Below are 26,298 nucleotides of genomic sequence, written 5' to 3'. Positions count from 1 at the left end.
TTATATTTATATAGAATACTTAGATAAACTACTGGATTAAAACCCAGTAGTTTATCTTTTTCTTGTTTATAAAGCTTTCGTATTTTAGCATTTTCATTGAAACAAAACTCAAAAATTTATACCATTTTATAACAGAAAACAGATGAGAAAAATCTATCAAATATTTGTAGCACTATCGATCATCTTGATGTTGTACGCTTGTAATAAGTCCGAAAAAAAGACCTTTCAAATTGGTTTTGCTCAATGTACAATGAACGATAATTGGCGTAAAACAATGGTAGAAGGAATGGAAAGTGAATTGGCTTTCCATAATAATATCGGGATGACTATCGCCAATGCAAACAGTAATAGTACTAAACAAATCGCTCAGATTCAGCAGTTTATTGATGATAAAGTAGATTTAATTATCGTTACACCCAATGAAGCCAAACCACTGACGGCTATTATTGAAAAAGCATTCGATGCAGGTATTCCTGTGGTTATCGTTGATCGTAAAACTACTTCTGAAAAATATACGGCTTTTGTTGGTGCAGATAACAAACTCATCGGACAAAATGCTGGGATTTACGCAAACATCATCCTGAAAGGACAAGGAACAATTTTTGAAGTAGGCGAAGGCGCAAAAACGTCTCCTACGATAGACAGACACCAAGGTTTTCTGAAAATAATCAATAAGAATCCTCAATTAAAATTGGTGAAATCGCTCTTTTCAGCGAGACAACCACAGTATTTTCAAGAAGAAATTCGGGCTTTTCTAAGTCAGCATCCTAAAGTTGATTTGATTTATGCGCATAATGATAGATTAGCTCACGCCATCGCAAACGTATGTAAAAGCTTGGGTTTGAACAAAAAAATCATTGGTGTTGATGGTTTGTATGGTGCAAATCAAGGCATTGATTTGGTGAGGAAAGGCATTATTTCTGCAACTATTTTATATCCTACTGGTGGTGAAGAAGCCATCAAAACGGCGGTTAAAATTTTGAATAAACAACCTTTTGAAAAGGAAAATCAATTATTTACGACCATCATCAATGCAGAAAATGTAGGCATTATGTTGGCTCAATACCAAAAAATAAAAGAGCAACAAGACGACATTAAACGACAAGCTAGTAAAATAAAAGAGCTAACTCGTATCTTTTCAACCCAACAAAATACACTTTATTTAACCGTTATTTTCTTGCTGGTGGTTATTTCTCTAGGGGGAATTTTATTCTATCTTTTACGAGAAAAACAGAAATCGAATCAAGTTTTAGCCAACCAAAATCGTGCAATTTTGGAACAAAAAGATGAAATTGAACGAATTTCGCAACTTGCCCGACAAGCTACAGAAGATAAATTACGCTTTTACTCTTATATCTCACACGAATTTCGCACGCCTTTGAGTTTGATTTTAACGCCTACGGAAGATATTTTGCATCGTAAATCTGTGGATGCAAAAGAAACCAAAAATGCACTTCAATTAATTTATAAAAATGCCAACAGATTACTCCGCTTGGTTGATCAACTGCTAGAATTAAGAAAAGTTGATGCAGGCAAAATGGAATTGGAAGTAAGTCAACAAGATTTGGTAGCTTTTGTGAAAGACATCGTTTCCGATTTTAATGTAAAAGCTAAAACACAACATATCGACTTACAATTTATTTGTCCATTTGCGCAAATGCCATTCGGTTTCGATGCTGAAAAATTGGACAAAGTACTCTTCAATATTATTTCAAATGCCTTTAAATACACGCCAGTTGGTGGTTTAATTCACGTGTCGCTCTTAAAAAATATTGAGAAAATAGAGATTTTGATTTCGGATAATGGCATCGGGATGAGTAAAGAAGAAAAAGAGCGAGCTTTCGATTTATTTTATCGTGGAAATCAGAATATTTCTTTGGGAACAGGTTTGGGTTTGGCACTTTCTCGTGAATTCGTTTCGCTTCATCAAGGAGATATAGAAGTAGAATCTGAAAAAGGGAAAGGAACAACGTTTAAAATCATTTTGCCTTATGTTGAATGCCAAAGTATTGAAAAAGAGTCGGTTAAAGAAAATGCTTATTTGCGTGAAAGCGTTGAGCCCATCACGCCGATGCTCACAAATAATTCTGTAGTTCATGATAATACGATTGTGTTGATTGAAGATAATCAAGATTTAAACCAATTTTTGACCCAAAAGTTAAGAATCGCTTATAATACTGTTCCCGTAGAAAGTGCAGAAAAAGGCTGGGAAGAAATCCTGAATAATATTCCAGATTTAATCATTAGTGATGTGATGTTGCCAGAAATGGATGGATTTTCGTTGACCCAAAAAATCAAAAATGATTTCCGTACTTCGCATATTCCTGTGATTTTACTGACCGCCAAAGGACAAATGGAAAGCCAAATTGAAGGAGCAAAAGCTGGAGCAGACGCTTATATTTCAAAACCGTTTAATCAGCAATTATTAGAAGAAAAAATCAAAGGACTTTTAGAAAACCGAGATAGAATGCGTCGCCGTTTTTCTAGCGAAATCACCAATCCTAGTCAAATTCAAAAAACAGAACGTAAATTTTTAGTAGAATTTGAATTACTTATTGAAAAAAATCTGAACGATAGCTCTTTATCAGTAGAGAAATTAAGTAAAGAATTGGGAATGTCGAGAGTACAATTATTCCGCAAAATTTCTGCTTTGACAAATAAAAATGTAACTGATTATATAGCAGATTTTAAATTGTTAAAAGCTAAAGCATTATTAAAAGAAACCGATAAAACTATTGCCGAAGTAGCTTACGAAACAGGCTTTAACAACCCAAGTTATTTCACTACTTTCTTTAAACAAAAAACCAATCAAACGCCATCAGAATGGCGAAATTCTTGATGTAACATTTATTAAAATGCTGTATCAAATTTAATGATTTAATTATTTTAAATATATTTAAATTGTTGATTATCAGGTATTTAAAACAATGTATCAAATTAAATACTCTTTGAAAGAATACTGACAGCTCTTCGTTATCCTAAGTACTAATTTTGGTTCATCAAAAAACTTATACCAAAAGTTAACATGAATCAAAATATTAAAATATTCTTGTGGGCATTATCCGCAGCTTTAGGAGGATTTCTCTTCGGATTCGACACCGCAGTAATTTCAGGCGTAGAGCAAACGCTTCAAAAATTATGGAATCTAAGCGTTGTTGAACACGGCGTAACGGTTTCAATCGCTTTAATAGGAACAGTTTTAGGTTCTTTAATCGGTGGAATTCCAGCCGAAAAATACGGAAGAAGAACAACCTTATTATTAGTTGCTATTTTGTATTTACTTTCTTCATTAGGAACGGCTTATGCACCCAACTGGAGTATATTTTTAGTATTTAGATTTCTTGGCGGATTAGGTGTTGGGGTTTCTTCGGTGGTAGCACCTATGTATATTTCAGAAATTGCACCTGCACACAAAAGAGGTCGTTTGGTAGCCATGTTCCAATTCAATGTAGTATTCGGAATTTTGATTGCTTATCTTTCAAATTACTTGTTGGTTGATATTGGCGAAAACGCTTGGCGTTGGATGTTGGGTGTACAAGCATTTCCATCAGTACTGTTTTTAGTGACGGTTTTAGTCATTCCTGAAAGTCCAAGATGGCTAATTTTGAAAAAAGGAGCAGTGGATACCGCCAGAAAAATTTTAGCTACCATTGATGCCGACACCGCTGAAGACATTATCGAAGCCATTCAAAATCAGGCAAAAGGTCATTCTTCAAATAGCTTTACCAATTTATTCAAGCCAGCGTATAGCAAGCCCGTTATGTTGGCGGTATTGTTCGCAGTATTCAACCAAGTATCAGGAATCAACGCCATTATTTACTTTGCGCCACGTATTTTTGAAATGGCAGGTTTAGGAAAAGATTCAGCGCTTTTATCATCGGCTGGAATTGGTTTAATCAATCTTGTTTCAACACTTGTAGGAATTTCATTGATTGATAAATTTGGTAGAAAAGTATTGATGTTTTGGGGTTCTTTAGGATTAATTACTTCGCTTGTTTTGGTTGCTCAGGCATTTTTTAGTGGCAATATCGGCATCAATGTTTCTTTCTATCTATTCATCTTTATTGCCTTTTTTGGTTTCTCGCAAGGGGCTGTTATTTGGGTATTTATCTCAGAAATTTTCCCGAACGAAGTACGTGCTTATGGACAAGCATTGGGTAGTTTCACGCACTGGATTTTAGCCGCTATCATCACTTTTACCTTTCCTTATATCGCAGAAACTTTTGGAGGTGGAATCACTTTTACTTTCTTCGCTTCGATGATGATTTTACAATTATTATTCGTCTGGAAAGTAATGCCTGAAACCAAAGGAACTTCTTTGGAAGGCATGGAAAGAGCAGTAGTGCTTCATTAAGTAAGAAAACCTTAACCTTAAAACAATTGAAAGAATGACCAATCCAACTATCATTTGCTTTGGCGAAATGCTTTGGGATGTGCTTCCCACGGGCAAACAAGCGGGTGGAGCGCCCATGAATGTAGCAGTTCAACTAAAAAATTTAGGACTTAACCCAAGCGTAATTAGCCGTGTTGGCGATGATGAACTAGGGGAAGAATTGATACAATTTATCACTGAAAAAGGTTTGTCAACCGAGCTTGTTCAACATGGAAAAACCCACTTGACAGGTGTTGTAAAAGCCAATGTAAGTGATGAAAATGAGGTAACGTATAAAATTGTACATCCTGTTGCTTGGGATTATATCCAAGTAGAAGATAGTTTAATTGAAGCTGTTGAAAATTCAGATGTATTCATTTTTGGGAGTTTATCTGCTCGCAGTGAACAAACGGCTCAAACCTTGAATACTCTTTTGTCAAAAGCTAAATTCAAAGTATTTGATGTGAATCTCAGAACGCCATTTTACACACCAGAACTCGTTTTTTCTTATTTAGAAATAGCCAATATGGTGAAAATGAATGAGCAAGAACTCATTCAAATTGCTACTTGGTGCAAAGAATCTACTGAATTAGAAATTGCCATGCAGGCAATCGCCAAACGATTTGACATTCAAATACTTTGTGTGACACTTGGAGCCGACGGTGCAATTTTGTTGAAAGATGGTATTTTTTATCTAAACGAAGGCTTTCCGGTAACTGTAAAAGATACAATAGGTAGCGGAGATGCCTTTTTAGCAGGTTTGCTCAAGAATTTATTAGCCAACAATAGTCCTACAGAAAGCTTACAATTCGCCTGTGCTATGGGTTCGTTGGTGGCTACTTATCAAGGTGCTACTCCCAACATTAATGAAAGCGAAGTAAAAACAATGATTGAAGCGCACTTAAACTCTTTTTCTAACATATAAAATAACCTTTTTAATTAAACAATTTCAACATGAAAAACTATTTACTCAGCATCACCATGCTGTTTATTACTACCCACTTTGCCTTTGCTCAGCAAAGAACAATAACGGGAAAAGTAATCGCAGCCGAATCGAACGAAGTCCTTATTGGGGCAAACGTACTCGTAACAGGAACATCAAAGGGTGTCACAAGTAATGCAGAAGGTACTTTTACCTTAACAGTACCTGAAAGTGCAACGTCATTATCAGTCTCTTATGTAGGTTACAACAGCAAAGAAGTTTCCATTAAAGGACTTAGCAATATTGTTATTGCACTTACTGCTGGGAAGGAATTGAGCGAAGTTGTAGTAGTAGGTTATACTTCTTCTAAAAAGCAAGATTTAACAGGAGCAGTAGCCGTAGTGGATATGAAACCGTTAAAAAATATCAGCTCAGGTAACCCGATGCAGTCTTTGCAAGGTCGTGTGGCTGGTTTGTACATTGAAAAAGACGGTTCACCAAATGGTTCAAATAGCCGAATCTTAATTCGTGGAGCGAATACTTTAGGAAATAATGACCCGCTTTATATCATCGACGGAATTCCTACTACTCGTCCAGAAGTATTCCAAAACATCAGTCCTACCAACATTGAATCAGTACAAGTATTGAAAGATGCTTCTGCCGAATCAATTTATGGTGCTCGTGCTTCTAATGGTGTAATTATCGTTACGACGAAAAATGGCGGAAATACCAACGGAAAAGTTGAATTTCAATTCAACAGCAGCGTTTCTGTTCAGTCTGAAAAAGCGATGCGTTTTAAAATGTTGAATGCAGTTGACAGAGGTAGAGCACTTTGGCAAGCTTCGGTAAACGATGGACAAGACCCTGCAGCTGGTTATGGTGAAATCTATAATTTCGACTGGAATAAAAGCTTTACTAATCCAATTTTAAATGGTGTTTCGGTAAAACCATTCGTTGGTGGCGACCCAAATACTCCTGCTGGCGATACAGATTGGCAAGATGTAATGTATAAAACAGGCATTGTTACTAGAAATGACTTTACGATTTCAACAGGAAATAAGGCATCTTCAATTGAAGTGAACTTTGGTCAATTGAAAAACACGGGTATGTTGAAATTCACCAATTATGACCGTATTAATGGAAGTATCAACGCCATTACTCGTGCTTTTGATGATAAATTAAAAATTGGTCTTAGTTTGCGTATCGCTAATTCTAACGAAACCTTAACTTCAACCGATTTGGGTGGTGCTAGTACAACAGGTTTGGCAGTTACATTAGTACCAACGATTCCAGTTTATCAAAAAGATGGCGTTACTTATGCGGGTGCTTCTGGTGGTGGATATTCGGACAGAAATAACCCATTGCACATGCAAGACATCGCAAAATGGAACAATGCCAATCGTTTGAGTACTTTCGGAAATATTTTCATTGAAGTTCAACCGATTAAAAACTTGTTTTTCAAAAGTAATATTGGTGCAGACGATTCAAGATATTTGAACAAAGTAATTACGCCAACGTTCTCGGAAGGAGCTTTCAACCGTACTACGAATAGTTTACTTTTCGACCAAAACCATTTTATCAGTACTACTTGGTCGAATACTTTGCGTTATAACTGGGATTTGAATACTGACCATCACTTCAAATTTTTGGTAGGAACAGAATACATCAAAACAGATTTAGATTTCCAAGCTACTAAAAAAGAAGGTTATGCTTTACAAACAGAAGATTACTTTACCTTGAATGCTGGTACTGGTAATACAACTGTTTCTGGCGGTTCTACGGGTCATCGTTTATTTTCACAGTTTGGTCGTGTAGATTATAATTTAGAAGATAAGTATTTGTTAGCATTAACGATTCGCCGTGACGGTTCGTCTCGTTTTGGTACTGATAACCGATATGGTATTTTCCCTGCGGCATCGTTTGGTTGGAGACTTGACCAAGAGAATTTCATGAGAAGTAGCAAATTGTTTTCTGAACTAAAAGCAAGAGTAGGAGTAGGGCGTGTGGGTAACCAACAAATTGGAGATTTGGCTCGTTTTGGTTTGTTTGATACAAGATATGGAACTACGCAAGCACAATTATCTGGCGGTTTCTGGGAGCAGTATATGAATATCGGAACGGCATACTCTTTGTCGGGTGCTAATACAGGTACTTTGCCTTCTGGTTTTGTACAAACACAAGCAGCGAACTCTGCTTTGAAATGGGAAAGTACAGAAGAAATCAACGCAGGTATTGACTTTGCTTTCTTGAACAATAAAATTTCTGGTTCATTCGATTATTTCTCTCGTAAAACATCAGGTATTTTAATTACACCTCCAGTTGCTTCTGCTTTAGGTGAAGGACAGTCGAAAGCTGTAAACGGTGCATCAAAATCTAACAAAGGTTGGGAATTTGTATTGGGTTACCACGGAGAAATTGAAAATGGATTGAAGTATAATGTAACGGCAAACTTTGCACATTTCAGAGATAAAATCACTGATTTACCTGAAAATGTTCGTCCAGCTTATGCAGGAAACTTGGTAAATACTATTATCGGACATTCGCAATTTGATATTTTTGGATATAAAACAAACGGACTTTTCCAATCGCAAGCTGAAGTAGATGCAGCACCAACACAAGTAGGAGCTGGTCCGGGTAGAATTCGTTACGTAGATATTAACAGCGATGGAAAAATTGACGACTTAGACAGAACTTGGATTGGAACTACACTTCCAACGCTTGAATATGGTTTAAGAATAGATGCTTCTTACAAAAACTTTGACATCGCCATTTTTGGCTCTGGAGTAGCAGGTAGAACAGGTTTTGATGTTTATACTTTGTTCAACAACTTGATGAAAGGCAGAGAAAACGTTGGTCCGGGAGTATTCAATGGTTGGACACCTCAAAATACCAACACAACTGTTCCAGCTTTGACTTTGAAGGACAACAACAACGAAGGACGTACTTCTGATTACTTCATGGTAAATACTTCTTACTTCAAATTACGTAATATCCAATTGGGTTATACGCTTCCAACAAAAACGGTTTTCTCAAGACTTCGTTTATTTGTAATGGCTGAAAACTTATTCTGGATTAAAAGTAGTAGCTACCAAAGTCCAGACCCAGAACGCATAGACCTTGGTCCAGTACCAATTCCACAAACATTCACATTTGGTGTAAATGCGTCATTCTAGGCTATAAGCCTTAAGTTATGAGCTATGAGCTTTCTGGCATCTAATATACAAGTCATTACTCAAAGCTTATTGCTCACAGCTCAATGCTAATCATTCAAACTCAGATTCAAAAAATGAAAAAGAAGATATTTTCCCTCATATTAGTTACAGGCTTACTTTCTTTGAATGCTTGTAAAGATGCCCTTGAATACACGCCAACGGGTGTGTTATCATCCTCAGATTTAACTTCTCCAACAGCCATTGATGGCTTGGTTACTTCTGCTTATGCGGCAATTGGTAATGGCGACATGATTGGTCCAATCTATAGCAATTGGGTTTATGGAAGTGTTCGTTCAGACGATGCCTACAAAGGTGGCGGTGGAACGGGCGACGTTGGCGAAATTGATGCTTTAGAGCATTATAACTTGGTTACTCCAACAATGGGTTCGTTTGTAACACGTACTTGGCAAAACCTTTTTAAGTCAATTTCAAGATGTAATGTAGCTTTGCGTGCGGTGAATACACTTTCTGAAACGAGTTATCCAAATAAAAAGATTCGTTTGGCAGAATTACGTTTCTTAAGAGCGCACAGTTACTTCACGATGAAACTTTTGTACAAAAACATTCCAATTTTTGATGAAACAGCTACGGAAGCAGACATTTTAAAAGTGTCAAATACGTTGAGTAATGATGAGTCTTGGAATAAAATTGCGGCTGATTTTCAATTTGCAGTCGATAATTTACCAGCGAATCAAGCTGAAATTGGTAGAGCAAACAAAGTAGCAGCGCAAGCTTATTTGGCGAAATTAAAATTGTATCAAGCTTATGAGCAAGACAATAATCATAAAGTAACGACTATCAATAAAACGAGATTGCAAGAAGTAGTAAATTTAACGCAAGCGGTAATTTCATCAGGAAAATACAGTTTGAGTAACGACATTGCCGACAATTTTGTGCCAGAAACTGAAAATGGACCAGAATCAATTTTTGCCATTCAGTTCACGATTAATGATGGAACAACTGCTGGTCGTTTGAGTTTTGAAGATGGTTTAAATTACCCACACGGGGCGCCACAATATGGCTGTTGTGGTTTCCATGCACCAAGCCAAAACTTGGTAAATGCACATGCAACGGATGAAAATGGCTTACCAAAATTCGATACTTTTAATACTGGAAATGTAGATTTAACAAGTGCAACGGTTGACCCACGTCTTGACCATACAGTTGGTATCGACGGACATCCATATAAGTACGATAATACAAAACCTTTCAGCAATAGTTGGGTGCGTGATGCGGGTGTTTATGGAAATTTCCACTCGATGCGTTTCCAACAATTGGCAACAAGTGGTTCATATTTCAAATTAGGGCCATTTATGGGAACTGCCAAAAACTATGATATTCTTCGTTATGACGATATTTTATTGATTCAGGCAGAAGCGTATATTGAATTAGGACAGCAGGATAAAGCCTTGCCTATCATCAATCAAATCAGAAAAAGAGCTTCAGAAAGTACTGGTAGATTGAAAAAAGCAGATGGCACTTTTGCATCAAAGTATAATGTAAAACAGTATTCAGCAACAGGTTGGACACAAGATTTTGCTCGTAAAGCTTTGCAATGGGAGCGTCGTTTAGAATTTGCTACAGAAGGTGCTCGTTTCTTTGATTTAGTACGTTGGGGCATTGCAGAACCAACGTTGAATGCCTACATCAATGTAGAAAAAACGAAAAGGACTTACTTGACAACGGCAAAATTCACCGCAGGAAGAGATGAATATTTACCGATTCCGCAAGCTGAAATTACTTTTACCAACGGTTTGTATAAACAAAATCCTGGGTATTAATATTTGAATAAATTGGGTTATTATTGCAAAAAAGATAGTCTCGTAAGGACTATCTTTTTTCTTGTTTTAAGGAAAGTCTAAACTAGTTAAACACGAGTAACCAAGAGAGAATCTCGTGGGAAAACCAAATAAATCGTAAATTGCACTGGAATTTAATCACAATCATGGAAGAAAAAGCATTTGTCCCCGCCATCCTTACAGCACAATGGAAAACCCTTCAAAGAGGGCGTAATGCGAAATTTAGGTCGGGCAGATTCAGAGATTCTATGATGAAACATTTATCCTTGCAAGAATCTCAAGTAAATACTTTTTATGCTATTATCAACGGTAAAAAATCAATCGAAACGGGCTACATTAAATATGCAATGGATTTAATGAAGAATTGTCTTTTGATTAAATAATTCTTTATGAAGAAAAGGGATTTTAATAAACAAAATACAGCAAATAAGAAATAAATTGACTTTAAATTCCAAGAAATTTATAACAAAGGATGCAACCAAGTAATAATTTTTATCAAGATATTCGCTTACTTATAGAACAAGCTCGATGGCTATTCTGTGAGTAACTTAGGTTACTTTAGACAATTTTATCTTGAGTTCCCAATTTAATTTACCATGCACTGCATGGTGAATTGGAACGCACATCGTTGCACTTAAGAAAAGAACTGAGCTGGACACACTATAAAATTTTGTTAAAAGTAAAAAATCATCAAGCTCGTGAATGGTATATGAACGAAGCTGCTAATCAAATATGGTCGAGTCGTGCCTTAGAACGTCAAATAAATGTTTTATACTATGAAAGATTATTATCAAGTAAATTTGATGAAGAAATAAAACAAGAAGGGATTCAAAAAATCAATGAATTAGCTCCATCACCACTTGACTTTATTAGAGATCCTTATGTCCTTGACTTTTTGCAAATTTCCCCGAATCATAAATTATATGAAAGTGATTTAGAACAAGGGCTCTTGGATAATATTCAACAATTTCTCCTTGAACTTGGTAAAGGATTTGCCTTTGTAAAACGTCAACAAATTATCAAAGTAGAAGACGAAACCTTCAAAATCGACTTAATTTTTTACAATTATTTGCTTAACTGCTTTGTATTAATCGACCTAAAAATGGGAAAATTGACACATCAAGATGTTGGTCAAATGGATATGTATGTTAGAATGTACGAAGACCTTCAAAGAAAAGAGAATGATAACCCAACAATTGGTATCATTTTGTGTTCAGAAAAAAATGAAGCGGTCGTAAAGTATTCCGTTCTAAACGATAATAAACAATTATTTGCTTCAAAATATTTAACCTATCTACCCACGGAAGCAGAATTGAAAGCAGAAATAGAAAAAGATAGAGAAATTCTAGAGCGAATAAAAAGGATAGGTGTTGAAGAGTAATATTTAATAAATGGAATTACCCCCTCAAAGCTAACAGCTCAATACTCATTCCTGAATTAAGTATAATTACCTGAATTTTGAGGATTCCTTTGTCTTTCAAGAATAATGATGAATATTTGGTAATTAAACCAACTAAAATTCATCTTCTTCAACAAGGCTTTTAATCGAAATGAAAAAAACGAATACCTCAACAAAATATGTTTCGCTCATATTGCTATTATTAATCTTCACTACAACAATTTCTCATGTCGCTGAGGCTCAAAACAAAAAAACTTTAGCTTATACATTATCAATGCCTCAGCCTGAAAACCATACTTTCCATGTAGAACTAAAAGCAAGTGGCTGGTCGCAAGATACTTTATCGTTAAAAATGCCCAAATGGATGCCGGGTTATTATCAAATAATGGATTATGCAAAATCAGTAGAAAATATTTCGGCAAAAGACCAACAAGGCAAAAAACTTAGCATTGTACAAAGTAATGATAATACTTGGAAGCTTACTGGTGCTAAAAACAAAGCTTTTACAGTTAGCTATGACATCAAAACGAAAAGACAGTTTGTAGCGAATAGTTATTTAGACAGCGACCACGCTTATGTGATTTGTACGAATACCTTTTTTTATATTGATGGATTTTTGAATACTCCCGTTAGCATAAAGGTTTTAACTAATCAACCAAAGCATATTATTGCTACAGGTTTAGATAAAGTGGTTGGAAAAAGTAATGAATTTACAGCGCCAGATTTTGATATTTTGTATGATTGTCCCTTACTCATTGGTGAATTAGAATCCTTGCCTAGTTTTAAAGTAAAGGGCATTAATCATCAATTTATTGCCTATAAAATGGGTACTTTCAACCGTGATTTATTCAATGAAAACCTTGAAAAAATTGTCGGTTCAGCAGTGAAAATCATGGGTGATATTCCATACAATGAATATACTTTTATCGGAATTGGACCGGGAAGGGGAGGAATTGAGCATTTGAATAATACAACTGTTAGTTTCGACGGAACTGGACTGACAACCACCGCTTCGATGGGACAAGTAATGAATTTTCTAGCGCATGAGTACTTCCATCATTATAATGTAAAACGCATTCGTCCTTTTGAATTAGGCCCTTTTGATTACGACAAAGGAAGCAGAAGTAATTTACTTTGGATAAGTGAAGGCTTGACGGTTTATTACGAATATTTGGTTGTAAAAAGAGCGGGTTTGATGGATGAAAAAACGCTTTTCAATAATTTAGAACATAATATCAATGCTGTAGAAAATAACAATGGTCGCTTCTATCAATCTTTGAGTCAGGCGAGTTATAATACTTGGAAAGATGGTCCTTTTGGTACGCAAGGCGAAGAAGTTGGTAAAACAATTTCATATTACGATAAAGGACCTTTGGTAGGATTATTATTAGATTTCGCTATCAGAAATGCTAGTCAGAATACGAAATCACTGGATGATGTGATGCGCTTACTTTATTGGCAATATTACAAAAAACAGAATCGTGGATTTACTGATGCTGAATTCCAAACTGCTTGTGAACAAGCTGCTGGTGCATCCTTAGCAAATGTTTTTGAATACATTAATACGACCAAAGAGTTGGATTATCGTAAATATTTAGCCTTTGCTGGACTAGGCATTAAAGAAGAAATTGAATTAAATGGAAAAAGAAAACTAAGCATTGCAAGATTAGAAAAACCAACTCCATTACAAGAACAAATCTTAAAATCTTGGTTAGGAGAATAATGATTTTAGAGGCTATTTTCAATTAAAATAGCCTCTGAAATTAAAACTGATAGTTGAAAATTACATTCCATTGCGACATATTTACTTTATTAATCACGTAACGTTTATTGTTGTACGTTTCTCCTTGATTATCTTTTCTAACAAATAATACTTGTGCCGAAAGTCCTTTCAAAAAGCCTGAAAACTGATAATTGATATTGCCAATAAACTGTGTATAATCTGCAAAACCGTATTTGTTCAGATGAGTATTTTTGGCATCTGGATAACGATAATAACCATAGCCCAATTCTACTTTTAAGGCTTTCTTAAAATATGATTTTCCTAATTTTGTTGAGTAAGCCCAAACATCGCCCGCACCTTCATTTCTTTCTCTGGCTAAAAAAGTATAAAATTGTTCAACGCCCCATTCTCTGGGCATTAAGAAACGCCCTTCTCCCGTAATTCTTCCAAAATTCAAAGAACTTTCCCAAGTATCAAAAGTATATCCTAAACGAGTATTGATAATCAATGAACGATTATTTACAGGAAAATATGCTTTGACGATATCAGCATTTCCGCCATTTCCTGTAGCATTTTGTCTAACTAATAAAGTACCGAAAAACCAACGATGATTTACTTTTTGCAAGCTGTATTCTGTTTTCAGATAAGCTGTATTGAAAACATTTTCAACCAAAATGTCACCTAATATTACCGTAATTTGTGGTTTTGGTTGATAATAAATTTCTAATATCCCCAAACCAGCACTTTGTATTTGATTGGCATATTGAGATTTACTCCCATCTGGATTTACGCCAGTAGGATAATAACCAATGGAGTTTTCAACAGAATACCAATGAGTTGTAGAGCGTGGAGCGATTCGCCAAATCCAATCGGACTTGATTTTCCATTGCTTATTTACTTTCCAGTCTATTCCTAAACCTTGCACATAAGTTGGCGACATTCTACCATCTTGGGCATTGATAAATAAATTTTTAGGTAAATAATTTCCTAAGATGATTGTACCTTTTTTGAATTGATACTTTATGTGAAAATCTTGCAAACGAAACAATAAATCTTTTCGATTAACATCCGTGACATCGTACAAACCTATTTCATAACGATTGGGTGTTTTGGTGATAGAGTCTAATTGTGTAAAATCTGGAGAATTAATGTTCTGATTTACAAAAGCACTTATCCCAAACTGAAAACCTTTGTATGCCAAAGTACGATAAGTTAAGCCAAAACCAATGGCTGTGGCAGCGTAGTCAGATAGATTCGCTTCGTTGTCGGTAACCATTGTCATGAATCGACTTTGTCCACTCCACTTTCCTTTTATAAAAAAATATTTAATACTGATAGAATCTTTAGGATTCACTGTGGAAACCAAAGAATTTTGCCCAAAACCTTGAAGCGAAATCATCAAGATAATGGGCAAAAAGACACTCAATCGTTTGGTCATTAATGGTTTTGAATTGTTATTAATTCAAAATTATAAAAAGCCCCAACCAAGTTTTGTGACAAATGTTACACTGACCAAAAAATAATAGCCAGCCTTAATATAAGACCAACCTTCTTCTTGTTTTAACGCTAATTCTATCAAACCAACAGGTACGTAAATGGCTTGTGGTAATATTTGGTCTTTCGATAATTTCTGAGCCTTCATGGTATTTTCACAAACGGCAAAAACTACGCCTTTATCTTTCAAAGCCTGAATTTCTGATTCTAAAACACTTTTATCTTTGCGCATAAAGTCTATGCCTTTGTTGTGAACCACTACTTCTAATTTTGCGTCTGTCCAAACTGCTAAAACATTATTTAATTGTTTCGTTAAAGAACGATAAGCAGAAGTATCTGCTGTTGATAAATGAAATACGATTTTGTGTTCTTTCATACTTGTCTGTTTTTGTGCCATTAATGAACTTGAAGTCATTAATAATAAGGCAAAAATGCCCATAAATACATTTTTCATAAGGAAGCTATTGGGGTTTTATTAAGTTGATTTTTCTTTTTATCATGGCTTTTATGCCAATCTTTTATGGCTTTATAAGGACCAAATTTATGTTGTTCTTCCGTGAAAGGGTCAGTATAAGGACCAAAAGGATGATCAAAGGGTTTGCTAGCAACATCTGGCCAATCATTACTTAAATCCTTTTCAGGTCTTGGCATCGAATTAATAAAAGCCGCTACGTCCCAAGCTTCTTCGTTACTTAATTGCGGGCTATCATAGTTTACGCCCAAAGGCATATTATATTTTACATAACCCGCTAAATTACTGATTCTGAACAAACCTGCACCAGTATTATAACTATGTTTTCCCCATAAAGGTGGATAGGTATAAGCTTTGGTATTTTCGGCGAGTACTCCTGCTCCATTGGCTTGATGACAGGTTTGGCATTTGGCTTCATAAACTAATTTTCCATTAGCGGGGTCGCTGGCACGGCTCAACATTGGAACTTTAAAAATACCTGCTCCACGAGGTATTTTCTTTTTAGGAACATCAGAACCTAGCCATTTAATATAAGCTAAAATACTTTGCATTTCACGACTGTTTGAATCTAAAGTATTTCCGTTCAAACTTCTTTCAAAGCAATCATTAACTCTTTTAACTTGATTTTCAATCTTGCCAGAGCGAGCTCTAAATTTAGGATAAGTAGCCTCAACAGCTCCATAATTATTTCCCCAAGCTTTTCTGCCTGCATCCAAATGACAATTTTGACAATTCATTCCGTTAGATATTATTTTTACACTTCCATTTGGACCTAAATACTCAGCGGTATGGGCAATCAATTGTTCGCCATATTGTATTTTTTTCTTCGTTTCAGCGTCAACTTGCATCAATCGCCAGTCGGCTGGAGCTTGCCAAAGATGGGTAAAATTTGTATCAGGCATTGCAAGTATTGGCTTATTTTCTGTACTTATTACTGTTTGATTGGGCATTACTTCGCTCAAAGTCATTTGAAACATAAAAAACATAATAAGTAATACCAGAGCGACAATCGTAACTGACAACCACCGAAAAGATGACGACAAAGAACTAAGCGTTTTTTGTATTTCTGAAGATTTCATCACGACAATCAATTATTATTTTTTACAACCGCAAAGCCTTTTTCCTTCCAAGCCTCAATACCACCTTCAAGATTATAAACATGCTCGAACCCATTTCCTGCTAAAACACTGGCAGCCGCAGCACTTCTTCCTCCTGTAGCACAATATACAAATACTGTTTTGCTTTTATCTAATTGCGTTATTTTTTGCTCAAAATTATCGTCCGTGTAATCTATTTGAATGGCATCCGGAATAACTCCTGTGGCTACTTCCATATCTGTTCTTACATCTAAAACAAGCGGAGCATTGCTACTTTCGATTAATCTTTTGAATTCGTCGCTATTGATATTTTTAACGGATTGAGGATTTGAGCAACTAGATAAAACAAAAATTATAGCCACAAGCCAATAATCAAATTTTGAGAACAATCTTTTTTTCATGATGAATAATTTTAAAATATGAGAAAGTAAAATAGCAAAATCTTCCTCTAGCTTGTCAGTGATAAATGTTACAGAAATAAAAAAGGGTTTAATATCCTGAAGATACCAAACCCTTTTTAAAATGTATAATTATAGATGAATTACAAAAGTGAAGTCGGACAAACGTAATCTGTCACTGCTAATTTGCTTACTTTTTTGATGGCTGAAAAACCACCACTTACATCTACTAAATTATCAAAACCACGAGCTTTCAAAATTGAAATCGCAATCATCGAACGATAGCCCCCTGCACAATGAATATAATTAAGCTCGTCTTTTTTTAACTGTGCCATATTAGCATTGAGCGTTTCTAAAGGCAAATTCTCAATACCAACAACGTGTTCAGACAAATACTCATTTTTTCTGCGCACATCGAAATATGCTAATGTTGGGTTTTCTTTGAATAATTGACTAAACTCTTCTGCAGATAAGCTTTGTACTTGGTCAATTGGCTTTCCTGCTTTTTCCCAAGCTTCAAAACCGCCTTCCAAAAAGCCAATACAATTATCATAACCTACACGAGCTAAACGAATAATGGCTTCTTCTTGCTTTCCTTTTTCAGTAATTAACAAAATTGGATGTTTTAAATCTGGAATTAAAGTACCTACCCAAGTAGCGAATTGTCCTTCTAAACCGATATTAATGGCTTTTGGGATAAAACCTTTGGCAAAAACAGAAGCATCACGAACATCTAAAACAAGGGCATCTACTTCATTGGCTACGGTTTCAAAAGTTTCAGGAGATAAGGCTTGGGTACTTCGGTTTATTACCGTATCCAAACTTTCATAACCTTTAATGTTCATCAACACATTTTTAGGGAAATAGGCTGGAGGCGGAGTCAAGCCAGTTAAAATTTCCTTTATAAATTGTTCTTTCATCAATGCGGGGTTCAAAGCATAATTTACTTTCTTTTGATTCCCCAATGTATCAGTGGTTTCTTTACTCATATTTTTCCCGCAGGCACTGCCTGCTCCGTGGTTTGGATAGACGATTAAATCATCCGATAAAGGCATGATTTTATTGCGAAGAGAATCATACAAATAGCTTGCCAATTTTTCTTGTGTTAAGTCCGCTATCACATGTTGTGCCAAATCTGGGCGACCAACATCGCCAATAAATAGAGTATCGCCCGAAAAAATGGCAACATCTTTCCCATTTTCATCCATCAATAAATAACAAGACGATTCCATCGTATGCCCTGGCGTATGCAATACTTTGATACTGATTTTACCAAGTTTAAATACTTGTCCATCTTCCGCAACGATGGCTTCATAAGCTGGTTTAGCAATGGGGCCGAAAACAATTTTTGCTCCTGTTTTGGCTGCTAAATCTAAATGTCCCGAAACAAAATCAGCATGAAAATGGGTTTCAAAAACATATTTAATCTGTGCTTTGTCACGCTCAGCACGGTCTATATAAGGTTTTGTTTCACGTAATGGATCAATAATGGCAACTTCTCCTTCCGATTCGATGTAATAAGCTGCTTCAGCTAAGCATCCAGTATAAATTTGCTCTACTTTCATCGTTTTTAGTGGTTTGTTTACAAAAATATTAAACAAATGTATGTTGAAACCTTACACATTTACCGTAACATTTCTCACATAAACATTATGATTATTGTCAGTTTTTATAAAATAAGCCTACATTTGTGTCAAAAGCATATTGTATCTCCTTGAAAGAATTAATCGCATATTTTGAAACTTTCCAACCACTTTCTCAAGAAGCCATTGAGGCAATCACTGCCATTTGCAAACCAGTCAATATCTCAAAAAACAAAGATTTACAGCCAATAGGTCATACTTGTAAAACCATTTATTTTATCAAAAAAGGCATTGCTCGTATTTATTATTTTAAAGATGAAATGGATATTACTGAGAGCTTTGCTTTTGAAGGTGCTATTGTGGCAAGAATAGAAAGTCTTTTTACAAACAAACCTTCTCGCAAAGCCATACAAATGCTAGAAGATTCGGAACTGATAGCCATTGATGCTATACAGTTATTCAAATTGTATGATACCTTCCCAATGATTGAAAGACTATTCCGTAAAATCTTTGAAGCCGCCTATGTAGAGTCCGTCAATCGAGTGGAAAGTATTCAATTTCATCTTGCCGACGAGCGGTATAATACTTTAATGAAAGAATCTCCCAACATTTTACAAAGAGTACCGCTTAAATATATAGCCTCTTATTTAGGTATTACTCAAGTAAGTTTAAGCCGTATCAGAGGACTAAAATGATTATTTATCTTATGATAAATTTTGCAAAAATCTTCTAGCATACCTTTGCAAAAAGGATTAAAAATGATGGAAGCAAAATTAGGGCTTAAAGAAAATTGGCAACAATTCACGCTTTTAGCGATTATCAACGCATTTGTGGGAGGAATGGTTGGTTTAGAGCGCTCTATTATTCCTCAATTGGCGGAACATGAATTTGGAATTGTTTCTAAAGTAGCAATACTTTCTTTTATCACAGCTTTTGGTTTTAGTAAAGCTATTGCCAACTATTTTGCAGGGCGTTTTGCTGATAAAATAGGAAGGAAAAATCTCTTGACAATCGGCTGGTTGATGGCTTTGCCAATTCCTTTTATCTTGATTTATGCAAATAATTGGCAATGGGTAATTGTTGCCAATACACTTTTGGGTTTTAGCCAAGGGATTACTTGGAGCAGTACCGTTGTAATGAAAATGGATTTAGTCGGCGAAAAAAACAGAGGTTTAGCAATGGGTTTAAACGAATTTGCGGGCTATTTATCAGTTGGGATGGTCGCTTTTCTTACAGCATATATTGCCGAAAATTATGGCATTCGTCCTTATCCATTTTACTTGGGCATTTTCATGGCTGTTGTTGGGTTAATTTTATCTCTCTTTTGGGTGAATGATACTCGCCATTTTGTAGCACAAGAAGGAAAAGAATCGAACATCATCAAAGCTGAAAATGTATTTTGGAACACTACTGTTAAAGACAAAACCTTGAGTTCCGTTACCCAAGCAGGACTCATCAATAACTTGAACGATGGGATGATTTGGGGTTTATTGCCCATTCTCTTATGGCAATTAAAATTAGCGACGCCTCAGATTGGCATTATTTCGGCTATTTATCCAAGTATTTGGGGTGTCGGTCAAATTGTTACAGGACGCCTATCGGATGTACTTTCAAAAAAGAAAATGCTTTTTTGGGGAATGTTTTTGCAAGGAATCGCTATTATTTTATTGATTTATACCCGCAATTTCTACTTATTGGCTATTCTTTCCGCTTTATTAGGAATTGGCACGGCTTTGGTATATCCTACATTTCTTAGCAGTATTGGGCAAGCAACGAATCCTAGCCAAAGAGCAGAAAGCATTGGTGTTTTTCGCCTTTGGAGAGATTTAGGCTATGCTTTTGGTGCTATCATTTCAGGTATCATTGCCGACTGGATGGGCTTGAATTATGCTATTGTTTTCATTGGGGTACTTACTATTCTGTCATCAATTATTATTCAAGTGAGAATGCCCGAAAAATAATGCGTTGATGGAATTTAATATTTTGTTCGAGAATCTGTGACAAAAATTAACAGACTAAACAATTAATCCTATTGATTTTGCATGAGAAATGGCTTGGTCTGTATGCTCAAACTGACAAGTATGGATGGCTTTATTTTTTATAGCCTTCATCAAGGATGAAGTGATTCCTACTTTTTTAGGACTAACATTTCTGATATAAATTGCCATTACTCTATCAGGATATTTATTGGCAATTCCTGCATAAATAGCGGGGTCCTTTTGCGAATTATCACCCAATAATACAAATCGTTGCTTCGGAAAGGCTTCAAATATCCTTGCAACTCTAATTAATTTTCCTTGATGCTTGGTCTTCCCTGTTTTTAATAATTGATACCAACGTTTTATCTCGTTCAATAAAAATACACCTTTTGGTAATTGATTATGCTTAAAAAAGACATTCAAATCATCATACAAATTCCATTCGCTACTGGATACATAAAAGAAAGGATTCAATAAACTGGGTTCGGTATGAGCCAACGAAAGTAATTTATAGAACTTCACTACATCGGCAAAAGTTTTTCTACTCAGTGGATTTTTTGTAAACATTACTCTTAACTTTTTCCCTGTAGAAGCCGAATGCGAAACCAATACGGTATCGTCGATGTCGGAAATAAAGCCATATTGAGTAGCTTCTGGTACAAAAATTTTACCTTCGCCAGTAGTTAATATTTTATTCTCAGGGTTTACTAAATCCACCGATACATCATGCCAACCCGCAGTAATCTTTTGGGTGGATTTCCATTCAAACTTAAAAAAACCATCTTTGGCTGTTGTACTATAAAAAAACTGATTCTCCCATCTTAAGCGTACTCTAACACCAGCAATAGGTTTAACAGAAAAGATTTTAATTAAATGTTTGATATTTGATAGAACGCCATTACTTGTGGATGCCTTTGGCGGTTTTCCTGCTAAAACATGACCATAAACAATAAGATTATCTTGATGCCCATATCCATGATATACTTTTACGGTGGCAGGGGCTTGGTATGATTTTTTAGTCATAATAATATAAAATTGAAAGGTACTAAAATAGATTGCTTAACGCAATTATGAACGAGTTATTTATGCTTGAAAAACACACCCTTAAAATACTCTTTGTCATCAATACTGGTGCAGGGAGTAGCTCCAGAGATTGGTCTTCATTAATCGCTGAATACTTTGTCTTAAAAAAAACAATCATTGAAATATATGATTTACAAAAGAATTGTACCATCGAGGGCATTAAAGAAAAAATTTCACAGTTTGCCCCTAGTCAAGTAGTAGCTGTTGGCGGTGATGGAACAGTAAAATTGGTTGCAGAATCTTTAATTCATAGTCATATTCCTTTAGGGATACTCCCAGCAGGTTCTGCAAATGGCTTGGCAAAAGAATTAGGAATTAGCAATAATCCAGAAAAAGCCTTGGAAACGCTACTGATGGGAGTAACGAAGAAAGTCCATTTAACCAATATCAATGAACAATTATGTATTCATCTGAGCGATATTGGACTGAATGCTTATGCGATGAAAAAATTTAAGCATCAAGGGATTAGAGGAATGTGGGGCTATTTAATCGCCTCTTTAAAAGTACTTTGGCAAAATCCTTTGATGCAAATAGAGATTGAAACCAATGGTGAAATCCATCATTTAAAGGCAGAAATGATTGTGATTGCCAACGCTACACAATATGGAAGTGGTGCTGTAATTAATCCAATTGGGAAATTAGATGATGGTCTGTTTGAAGTTGTGGTTTTGAAAAAAATATCACCTTATGAAATCTTCAAAATGACATTTTTAAATGATGAATACGATGCTGAAAAAATAGAGATTTTTCAGACCTCATCACTCAAAATGCGTTCTGTCAGAAAAGTACATTTTCAAATTGATGGAGAATATTTGGGCAAAGTAAAAGAAGTAAATGCCGACATCATTCCTGATGCGCTTGAAATTATCGTTCCTGAAGTGTCATAGACCGCCATTTCTAGCTTACAGGACTAAAGCTTAAGTAGTACTTATCTTAATAAATTTTTCGAAAAGAACATCTAAAATGACTTCTATAATATGATAAAACCTAAATATTTTGAAAATTGCGAAGCGATTATTTCTTCCAAAATATTCTTGTGAAGTCCAAGCAATTCATTTGGCTTTTTGCTAACCAAAGATTTAATTATGACTATTACTAACACTTCTGTTATCAAAAAAACGCTTCTTATCTTTCTAGTTATTGCAGGTTTAATTTTTGCTAAAGCATTTTTGATTCCTTTGTTTATCGGCAGTATTTTGGCTACACTTTTTATTCCTTTTAGTAATCTTCTTGAAAAATATGGTATTCCGAAAGTATTAGCAGCTTTTATTTGCCTGCTCACTTTGGTGTTGATTATGTCGGGATTAGTGGCTTTGCTTGCTTGGAAAATTGCAGAATTGGTCAACGATGTTGAATTGATTAAACAAAAAGCGATTGCTTCAGGTGTTGAAGCTCAAGAGTATATCTTCAATCATCTTGGAATTTCGGTTGAACAACAATCTAACATATTAAAGCAAGAACAGCCTTCGCTCAGTAGTATTATGCAATTGACTTTCTCCTCTATTACTTCACTGATTACGAACCTTATTTTATTACTTGCCTACGTTTTTTTCCTTTTGTATTATCGGAAACATATTAAACAATTTTTCTTGAAACTGGCGAAACCTGCTCAGCAACAAGAAATGAGTGAAATTCTCAGCAAAGCCACTCACGTTTCACAACAATATTTGTTCGGCTTATCAAAAATGATTGTTTGCTTGTGGATTATGTATAGCATCGGGTTTAGTATTTTAGGTGTAAAGAATGCCATCTTTTTCGCTATTCTTTGTGGTTTATTGGAAATTGTGCCTTTCGTTGGAAACATTACTGGTACTACACTTACTGTTTTGGTAACGGCTTTGCACAGTGCGCCTCTTTCTGTACTGGGTGGTATAGTGGCAGTTTATGGCACCGTTCAATTTATACAAGGTTGGGTGTTAGAACCACTTATTTTAGGACCACAAGTCAAAATCAATCCCTTATTTACCATCATTGCTTTAGTCGTTGGCGAGCTGATTTGGGGTGTTCCGGGAATTATTTTAGCGATACCATTGACAGCCATTTTAAAAATTGTTTGCGACCATATCGAATCTTTGAAACCTTATGGTTTTTTAATCGGCGAAATTGAATACGAAAACCAAGAGAATACTTTGCTAACAAAATTGAACAAGCAAATATTAAAACTCAGTAAGCGTAAATGAATCATACATTAATTCATCAGGTTATAATAAAAACCAAAAAAGCCTAAGATTTTACTCCTAAGCTTTTTTTGATACTCGCTATTGTTTAAAAAATGGTTTTCGACTGAAAAAACATTTAACTCAAAGCTTTTCTACAATACTCTACGCATCTTTTTACTTCCGCAACCGAAGTTGAGCCTTCTGGGATTTTGTATTCCAATTCTACCGTAGCAGGGAAATTATACTTTTGAGTTTTCATCAAATTCAATACTTCTGTAATAGGCGTATCGCCTTGTCCCCACATCACATTGCCTTTTCCATGTTCAGGTGTTTGGCGATCTTTGATGTGCATACTGACAATTTTATCATGCTTTTGTTTGATAAAATCTAAAGGATTCTGATTACCCGCAGCCACAAAATGTCCTAAATCAATATTCAGTGCATTCGCTGGCGATTGTGCCAAAGCTGTATCCCAGAAAGTAGGCGTTTGTTGTTCGTGACCATGATAGCCAACTTTGATACCATACTTTTGGGCAATCGTTCCCAATTTTAACGTATGAGCATCATTACTTGGGTGTTCGAGCGTCACTTGACTTGCTCCCAAAGCTTTGGCGGCTTTCATACCATATTCAATTTCAGCATCAGTATTTTGCATTCCGAAAGCATTCGGTTTGAAAGCATAAATTTTCACACCTGCATCATTGTACATCTTACGAACCTGTTCAAACTTATCCATCGAAGCCGACAAACGCCATTTACTTACTTCGGCATTATAGGCTTTCATTTGTGTTTCTGCTTCTGCCAAGGTTTTTTGTTCGTCTTCAGTAAGTTCTTTTTTCTCACTTCTCTTTCTCATCAATGGGAAAACAGCACGCATATCCACTGGATTTTTTGGTTTCCCTGCAAAAGACTCTGCCGGGTCGCCCATCAATTCAATGGCACTTACGCCAGCATCCAGTACATACTTCAGGGTAGCTTCCGCACTTTGGTCGGGCATATCTCTGAAAGAATAAGTAATAACGCCAATTTGTACTCCATTAATGAGTGAGTTGGGTTGATTTAGATGGCGAATAATGGCAGGAGAACCCCAGATTTTGTTAGCTCCTAATACGGCACCAGCAACCAAAGCCGAAGTAGTTCCTAAAAACTGGCGGCGAGAAGATGATGAGCTTTGTTCGTTTTTCATGTTTTTCAGTTTTAGTGTTTTTGATATAGTTGAAATATCTTTCAAAAGAATATCTAAAAGAAATCTATTTTAATTATTCTTAGATATAATTGTACAATAAATTGTATTCTCCCAAAAGTAATTCATTTATCATAAAAAAACAGCCGAAAAACGACAAGTGACTGAGAATAACAGATAATCAAGCCTATTGCTTCGATTTGTTTATAATGGTAATCAGTAGCAATAACAACTTCATCAAGTTCAGATATTCTTAAGATTTGATAGATTTGTAAAGTAAGATTTTTAAGTGGTGACGGGAACGCTTCGCTTAACCAACGACCAGATGGGCTAAACAAAAATAAGATGAAGATATTAATAATGTTTTTTTTAAGTATGGTTAGTATGACATCTTTTTCGCAAAAAAAAGAATTTGATGTTGCATGTAGAATTATTCAAAATTTACATTCTTTTCGTTTTACAGAAAAAAAATATAACAAAATTATCATTGATAGCAATATATCTGATGGAGATATAGATATTATATTATATCTAAGAGGTAAAATAGAATGTGATACTTTAAATGATATAATTAATAATGAATCACGGTTTAAGAATTATTATGATAGAATCGTAAAGCCATCTAAGGATTTCGACCCGAAAGAAAGTAAATACTTTTCATGGAGAAATTTAAAAAACCTAAAAGATGGGATTAAGATAAGTTTCGTGAAGTTTGATGGGAAATTTCTTAGATTAGATGCCCTTATTGGACATAATATTTTCTCTAATACAATTGAAAATACTTATATTGAATATCAGTTTGTGTTTATTAATGGTGAAATAACTCAACTTGACTGGGTTGAGCGTAAACATTAGAGATTAAGATAGTTTGTTTCCACACCTTACTCTCGTTCAGCGTAGTAAAACACTACGCTGAGCGGGGGCTAGTCTAAAAAAGCATTATAATAAAATCAAAAAGAATCAAAAATATCAGTATACAAGTAACCCAAAAATGCTTTTTAATATAATTTTTTGTATAAATATCATCATCATAATTTTCTTCTGGCAAAGTAAACAGATATATTATTGTATTTTCAATTCCTATATTACTTGCTCTCCAAAAAGTTTTAAAGAACGACATCTTGTTCTCTTTTTTTCGCATTTCTTCCACCATAAAGAAAAAATAAATTTTAATATGAACTAATAAAACTATTAAAATGACAGATAATACTAAGTATAAAGCTAAAAAAACATAAGTATTCATATTTGTTATTTTTGTATTGTGATATATTTAGGAGTATGATAAACTCGAGTTGCATCAGCTCGAGTTAGACTCGTCCTTGGGGTATGGTAATCATAGTCACTAAATGTTTGTTTCGCTTTGTCTGGTCGTTGGTTAAGCGAAGCGTTCCTACGACCCCAAACGGAGAAGAGCATCTTGCTC

The 26,298-nt window shown here is 35.2% G+C and carries 20 protein-coding genes; 13 read left to right on the top strand and 7 right to left on the bottom strand.

The features are described 5' to 3' along the window. The first annotated feature begins 142 nt into the window (after positions 1-142). From ABID42_RS07870 to ABID42_RS07835, 8 genes are all read left to right on the top strand, one after another. Positions 143-2,839, top strand: coding sequence for a substrate-binding domain-containing protein (locus ABID42_RS07870; protein WP_367283168.1), 2,697 nt, complete (start codon positions 143-145; stop codon positions 2,837-2,839). A 171-nt stretch (positions 2,840-3,010) separates the two neighbouring features. Continuing rightward, positions 3,011-4,354, top strand: a complete 1,344-nt coding sequence (locus tag ABID42_RS07865; RefSeq protein ID WP_323698113.1) for a sugar porter family MFS transporter — start codon at positions 3,011-3,013, stop codon at positions 4,352-4,354. Positions 4,355-4,388: 34 nt separating this feature from the next. Beyond that, the gene (locus ABID42_RS07860) at positions 4,389-5,297 is read left to right on the top strand and encodes a carbohydrate kinase family protein (RefSeq protein WP_367283167.1); all 909 of its coding nucleotides are present in this window, start codon (positions 4,389-4,391) and stop codon (positions 5,295-5,297) included. A gap of 29 nt (positions 5,298-5,326) precedes the next feature. Continuing rightward, positions 5,327-8,467 (top strand): SusC/RagA family TonB-linked outer membrane protein, encoded by a 3,141-nt coding sequence (locus tag ABID42_RS07855; RefSeq protein ID WP_367283166.1) that lies wholly within the window; start codon positions 5,327-5,329, stop codon positions 8,465-8,467. A gap of 113 nt (positions 8,468-8,580) precedes the next feature. Further along, a complete protein-coding gene (locus ABID42_RS07850) occupies positions 8,581-10,287 on the top strand; it encodes a RagB/SusD family nutrient uptake outer membrane protein (RefSeq protein WP_367283165.1) in 1,707 nt (568 codons plus the stop codon). A gap of 164 nt (positions 10,288-10,451) precedes the next feature. Next, on the top strand, positions 10,452-10,688 hold the full coding sequence (locus ABID42_RS07845; RefSeq protein ID WP_184135379.1) for a hypothetical protein: 237 nt from the start codon (positions 10,452-10,454) through the stop codon (positions 10,686-10,688). 287 nt (positions 10,689-10,975) lie between these two features. Then, entirely contained in the window at positions 10,976-11,686 is a 711-nt protein-coding gene (locus ABID42_RS07840; RefSeq protein ID WP_367283164.1) for a PDDEXK nuclease domain-containing protein, read from the top strand. Between the two features lie 169 nt (positions 11,687-11,855). Further along, positions 11,856-13,427: a M61 family metallopeptidase gene (locus ABID42_RS07835; RefSeq protein WP_367283163.1), complete on the top strand. Its 1,572-nt coding sequence runs from the start codon at positions 11,856-11,858 to the stop codon at positions 13,425-13,427. 40 nt (positions 13,428-13,467) lie between these two features. On the opposite strand, the gene ABID42_RS07830 is transcribed toward ABID42_RS07835, so the two are convergent. The 5 genes from ABID42_RS07830 to ABID42_RS07810 all read right to left on the bottom strand — a co-directional run bounded on the left by ABID42_RS07830 (position 13,468) and on the right by ABID42_RS07810 (position 18,453). Further along, positions 13,468-14,865 carry a hypothetical protein gene (locus tag ABID42_RS07830; protein WP_367283162.1) on the bottom strand — a complete coding sequence of 466 codons (1,398 nt, stop codon included), beginning with the start codon at positions 14,863-14,865 and terminating at the stop codon, positions 13,468-13,470. A 30-nt stretch (positions 14,866-14,895) separates the two neighbouring features. After that, complete coding sequence (locus ABID42_RS07825; RefSeq protein ID WP_367283161.1) at positions 14,896-15,375, bottom strand: DsrE family protein; 480 nt, start codon at positions 15,373-15,375, stop codon at positions 14,896-14,898. Beyond that, complete coding sequence (locus ABID42_RS07820; protein ID WP_367283160.1) at positions 15,372-16,472, bottom strand: c-type cytochrome; 1,101 nt, start codon at positions 16,470-16,472, stop codon at positions 15,372-15,374. Before ABID42_RS07820 ends, ABID42_RS07825 begins: the two co-directional genes overlap by 4 nt. An 8-nt stretch (positions 16,473-16,480) precedes the next feature. Further along, entirely contained in the window at positions 16,481-16,891 is a 411-nt protein-coding gene (locus ABID42_RS07815) for a rhodanese-like domain-containing protein (protein WP_367283159.1), read from the bottom strand. Between the two features lie 140 nt (positions 16,892-17,031). Then, on the bottom strand, positions 17,032-18,453 hold the full coding sequence (locus ABID42_RS07810) for an MBL fold metallo-hydrolase (protein WP_367283158.1): 1,422 nt from the start codon (positions 18,451-18,453) through the stop codon (positions 17,032-17,034). A gap of 125 nt (positions 18,454-18,578) precedes the next feature. On the opposite strand from ABID42_RS07810, the gene ABID42_RS07805 reads away from it, so the two are divergent. After that, a complete protein-coding gene (locus ABID42_RS07805) occupies positions 18,579-19,166 on the top strand; it encodes a Crp/Fnr family transcriptional regulator (RefSeq protein ID WP_367283157.1) in 588 nt (195 codons plus the stop codon). A 63-nt stretch (positions 19,167-19,229) separates the two neighbouring features. Then, positions 19,230-20,432, top strand: a complete 1,203-nt coding sequence (locus ABID42_RS07800; protein ID WP_367283156.1) for an MFS transporter — start codon at positions 19,230-19,232, stop codon at positions 20,430-20,432. A gap of 54 nt (positions 20,433-20,486) precedes the next feature. Here the strand turns inward: ABID42_RS07800 and ABID42_RS07795 are convergent, their stop codons facing one another. Next, positions 20,487-21,473 (bottom strand): App1 family protein phosphatidate phosphatase, encoded by a 987-nt coding sequence (locus ABID42_RS07795; protein ID WP_367283155.1) that lies wholly within the window; start codon positions 21,471-21,473, stop codon positions 20,487-20,489. Between the two features lie 47 nt (positions 21,474-21,520). Between ABID42_RS07795 and ABID42_RS07790 the strand changes: the two genes are divergently transcribed. Together ABID42_RS07790 and ABID42_RS07785 are read left to right on the top strand one after the other, a co-directional pair. After that, positions 21,521-22,420, top strand: coding sequence for a diacylglycerol/lipid kinase family protein (locus ABID42_RS07790; protein ID WP_367283154.1), 900 nt, complete (start codon positions 21,521-21,523; stop codon positions 22,418-22,420). A 198-nt stretch (positions 22,421-22,618) separates the two neighbouring features. Beyond that, positions 22,619-23,713, top strand: a complete 1,095-nt coding sequence (locus tag ABID42_RS07785) for an AI-2E family transporter (protein WP_367283153.1) — start codon at positions 22,619-22,621, stop codon at positions 23,711-23,713. A gap of 115 nt (positions 23,714-23,828) precedes the next feature. Here ABID42_RS07785 and ABID42_RS07780 read toward each other — a convergent pair whose 3' ends face one another. Beyond that, entirely contained in the window at positions 23,829-24,878 is a 1,050-nt protein-coding gene (locus tag ABID42_RS07780) for a sugar phosphate isomerase/epimerase family protein (protein ID WP_367283152.1), read from the bottom strand. A gap of 342 nt (positions 24,879-25,220) precedes the next feature. Here ABID42_RS07780 and ABID42_RS07775 point away from each other — a divergent pair, with 342 nt between their 5' ends. Then, the gene (locus ABID42_RS07775) at positions 25,221-25,730 is read left to right on the top strand and encodes a hypothetical protein (protein WP_367283151.1); all 510 of its coding nucleotides are present in this window, start codon (positions 25,221-25,223) and stop codon (positions 25,728-25,730) included. Positions 25,731-26,298 lie beyond the last annotated feature (568 nt).

Source organism: Arcicella rosea, from assembly GCF_040543805.1.
Taxonomy (GTDB): domain Bacteria; phylum Bacteroidota; class Bacteroidia; order Cytophagales; family Spirosomataceae; genus Arcicella; species Arcicella rosea.
The sequence above is the reverse complement of the archived record's forward strand: the minus strand, read 5'-3'. Positions and strand labels throughout refer to the sequence as shown.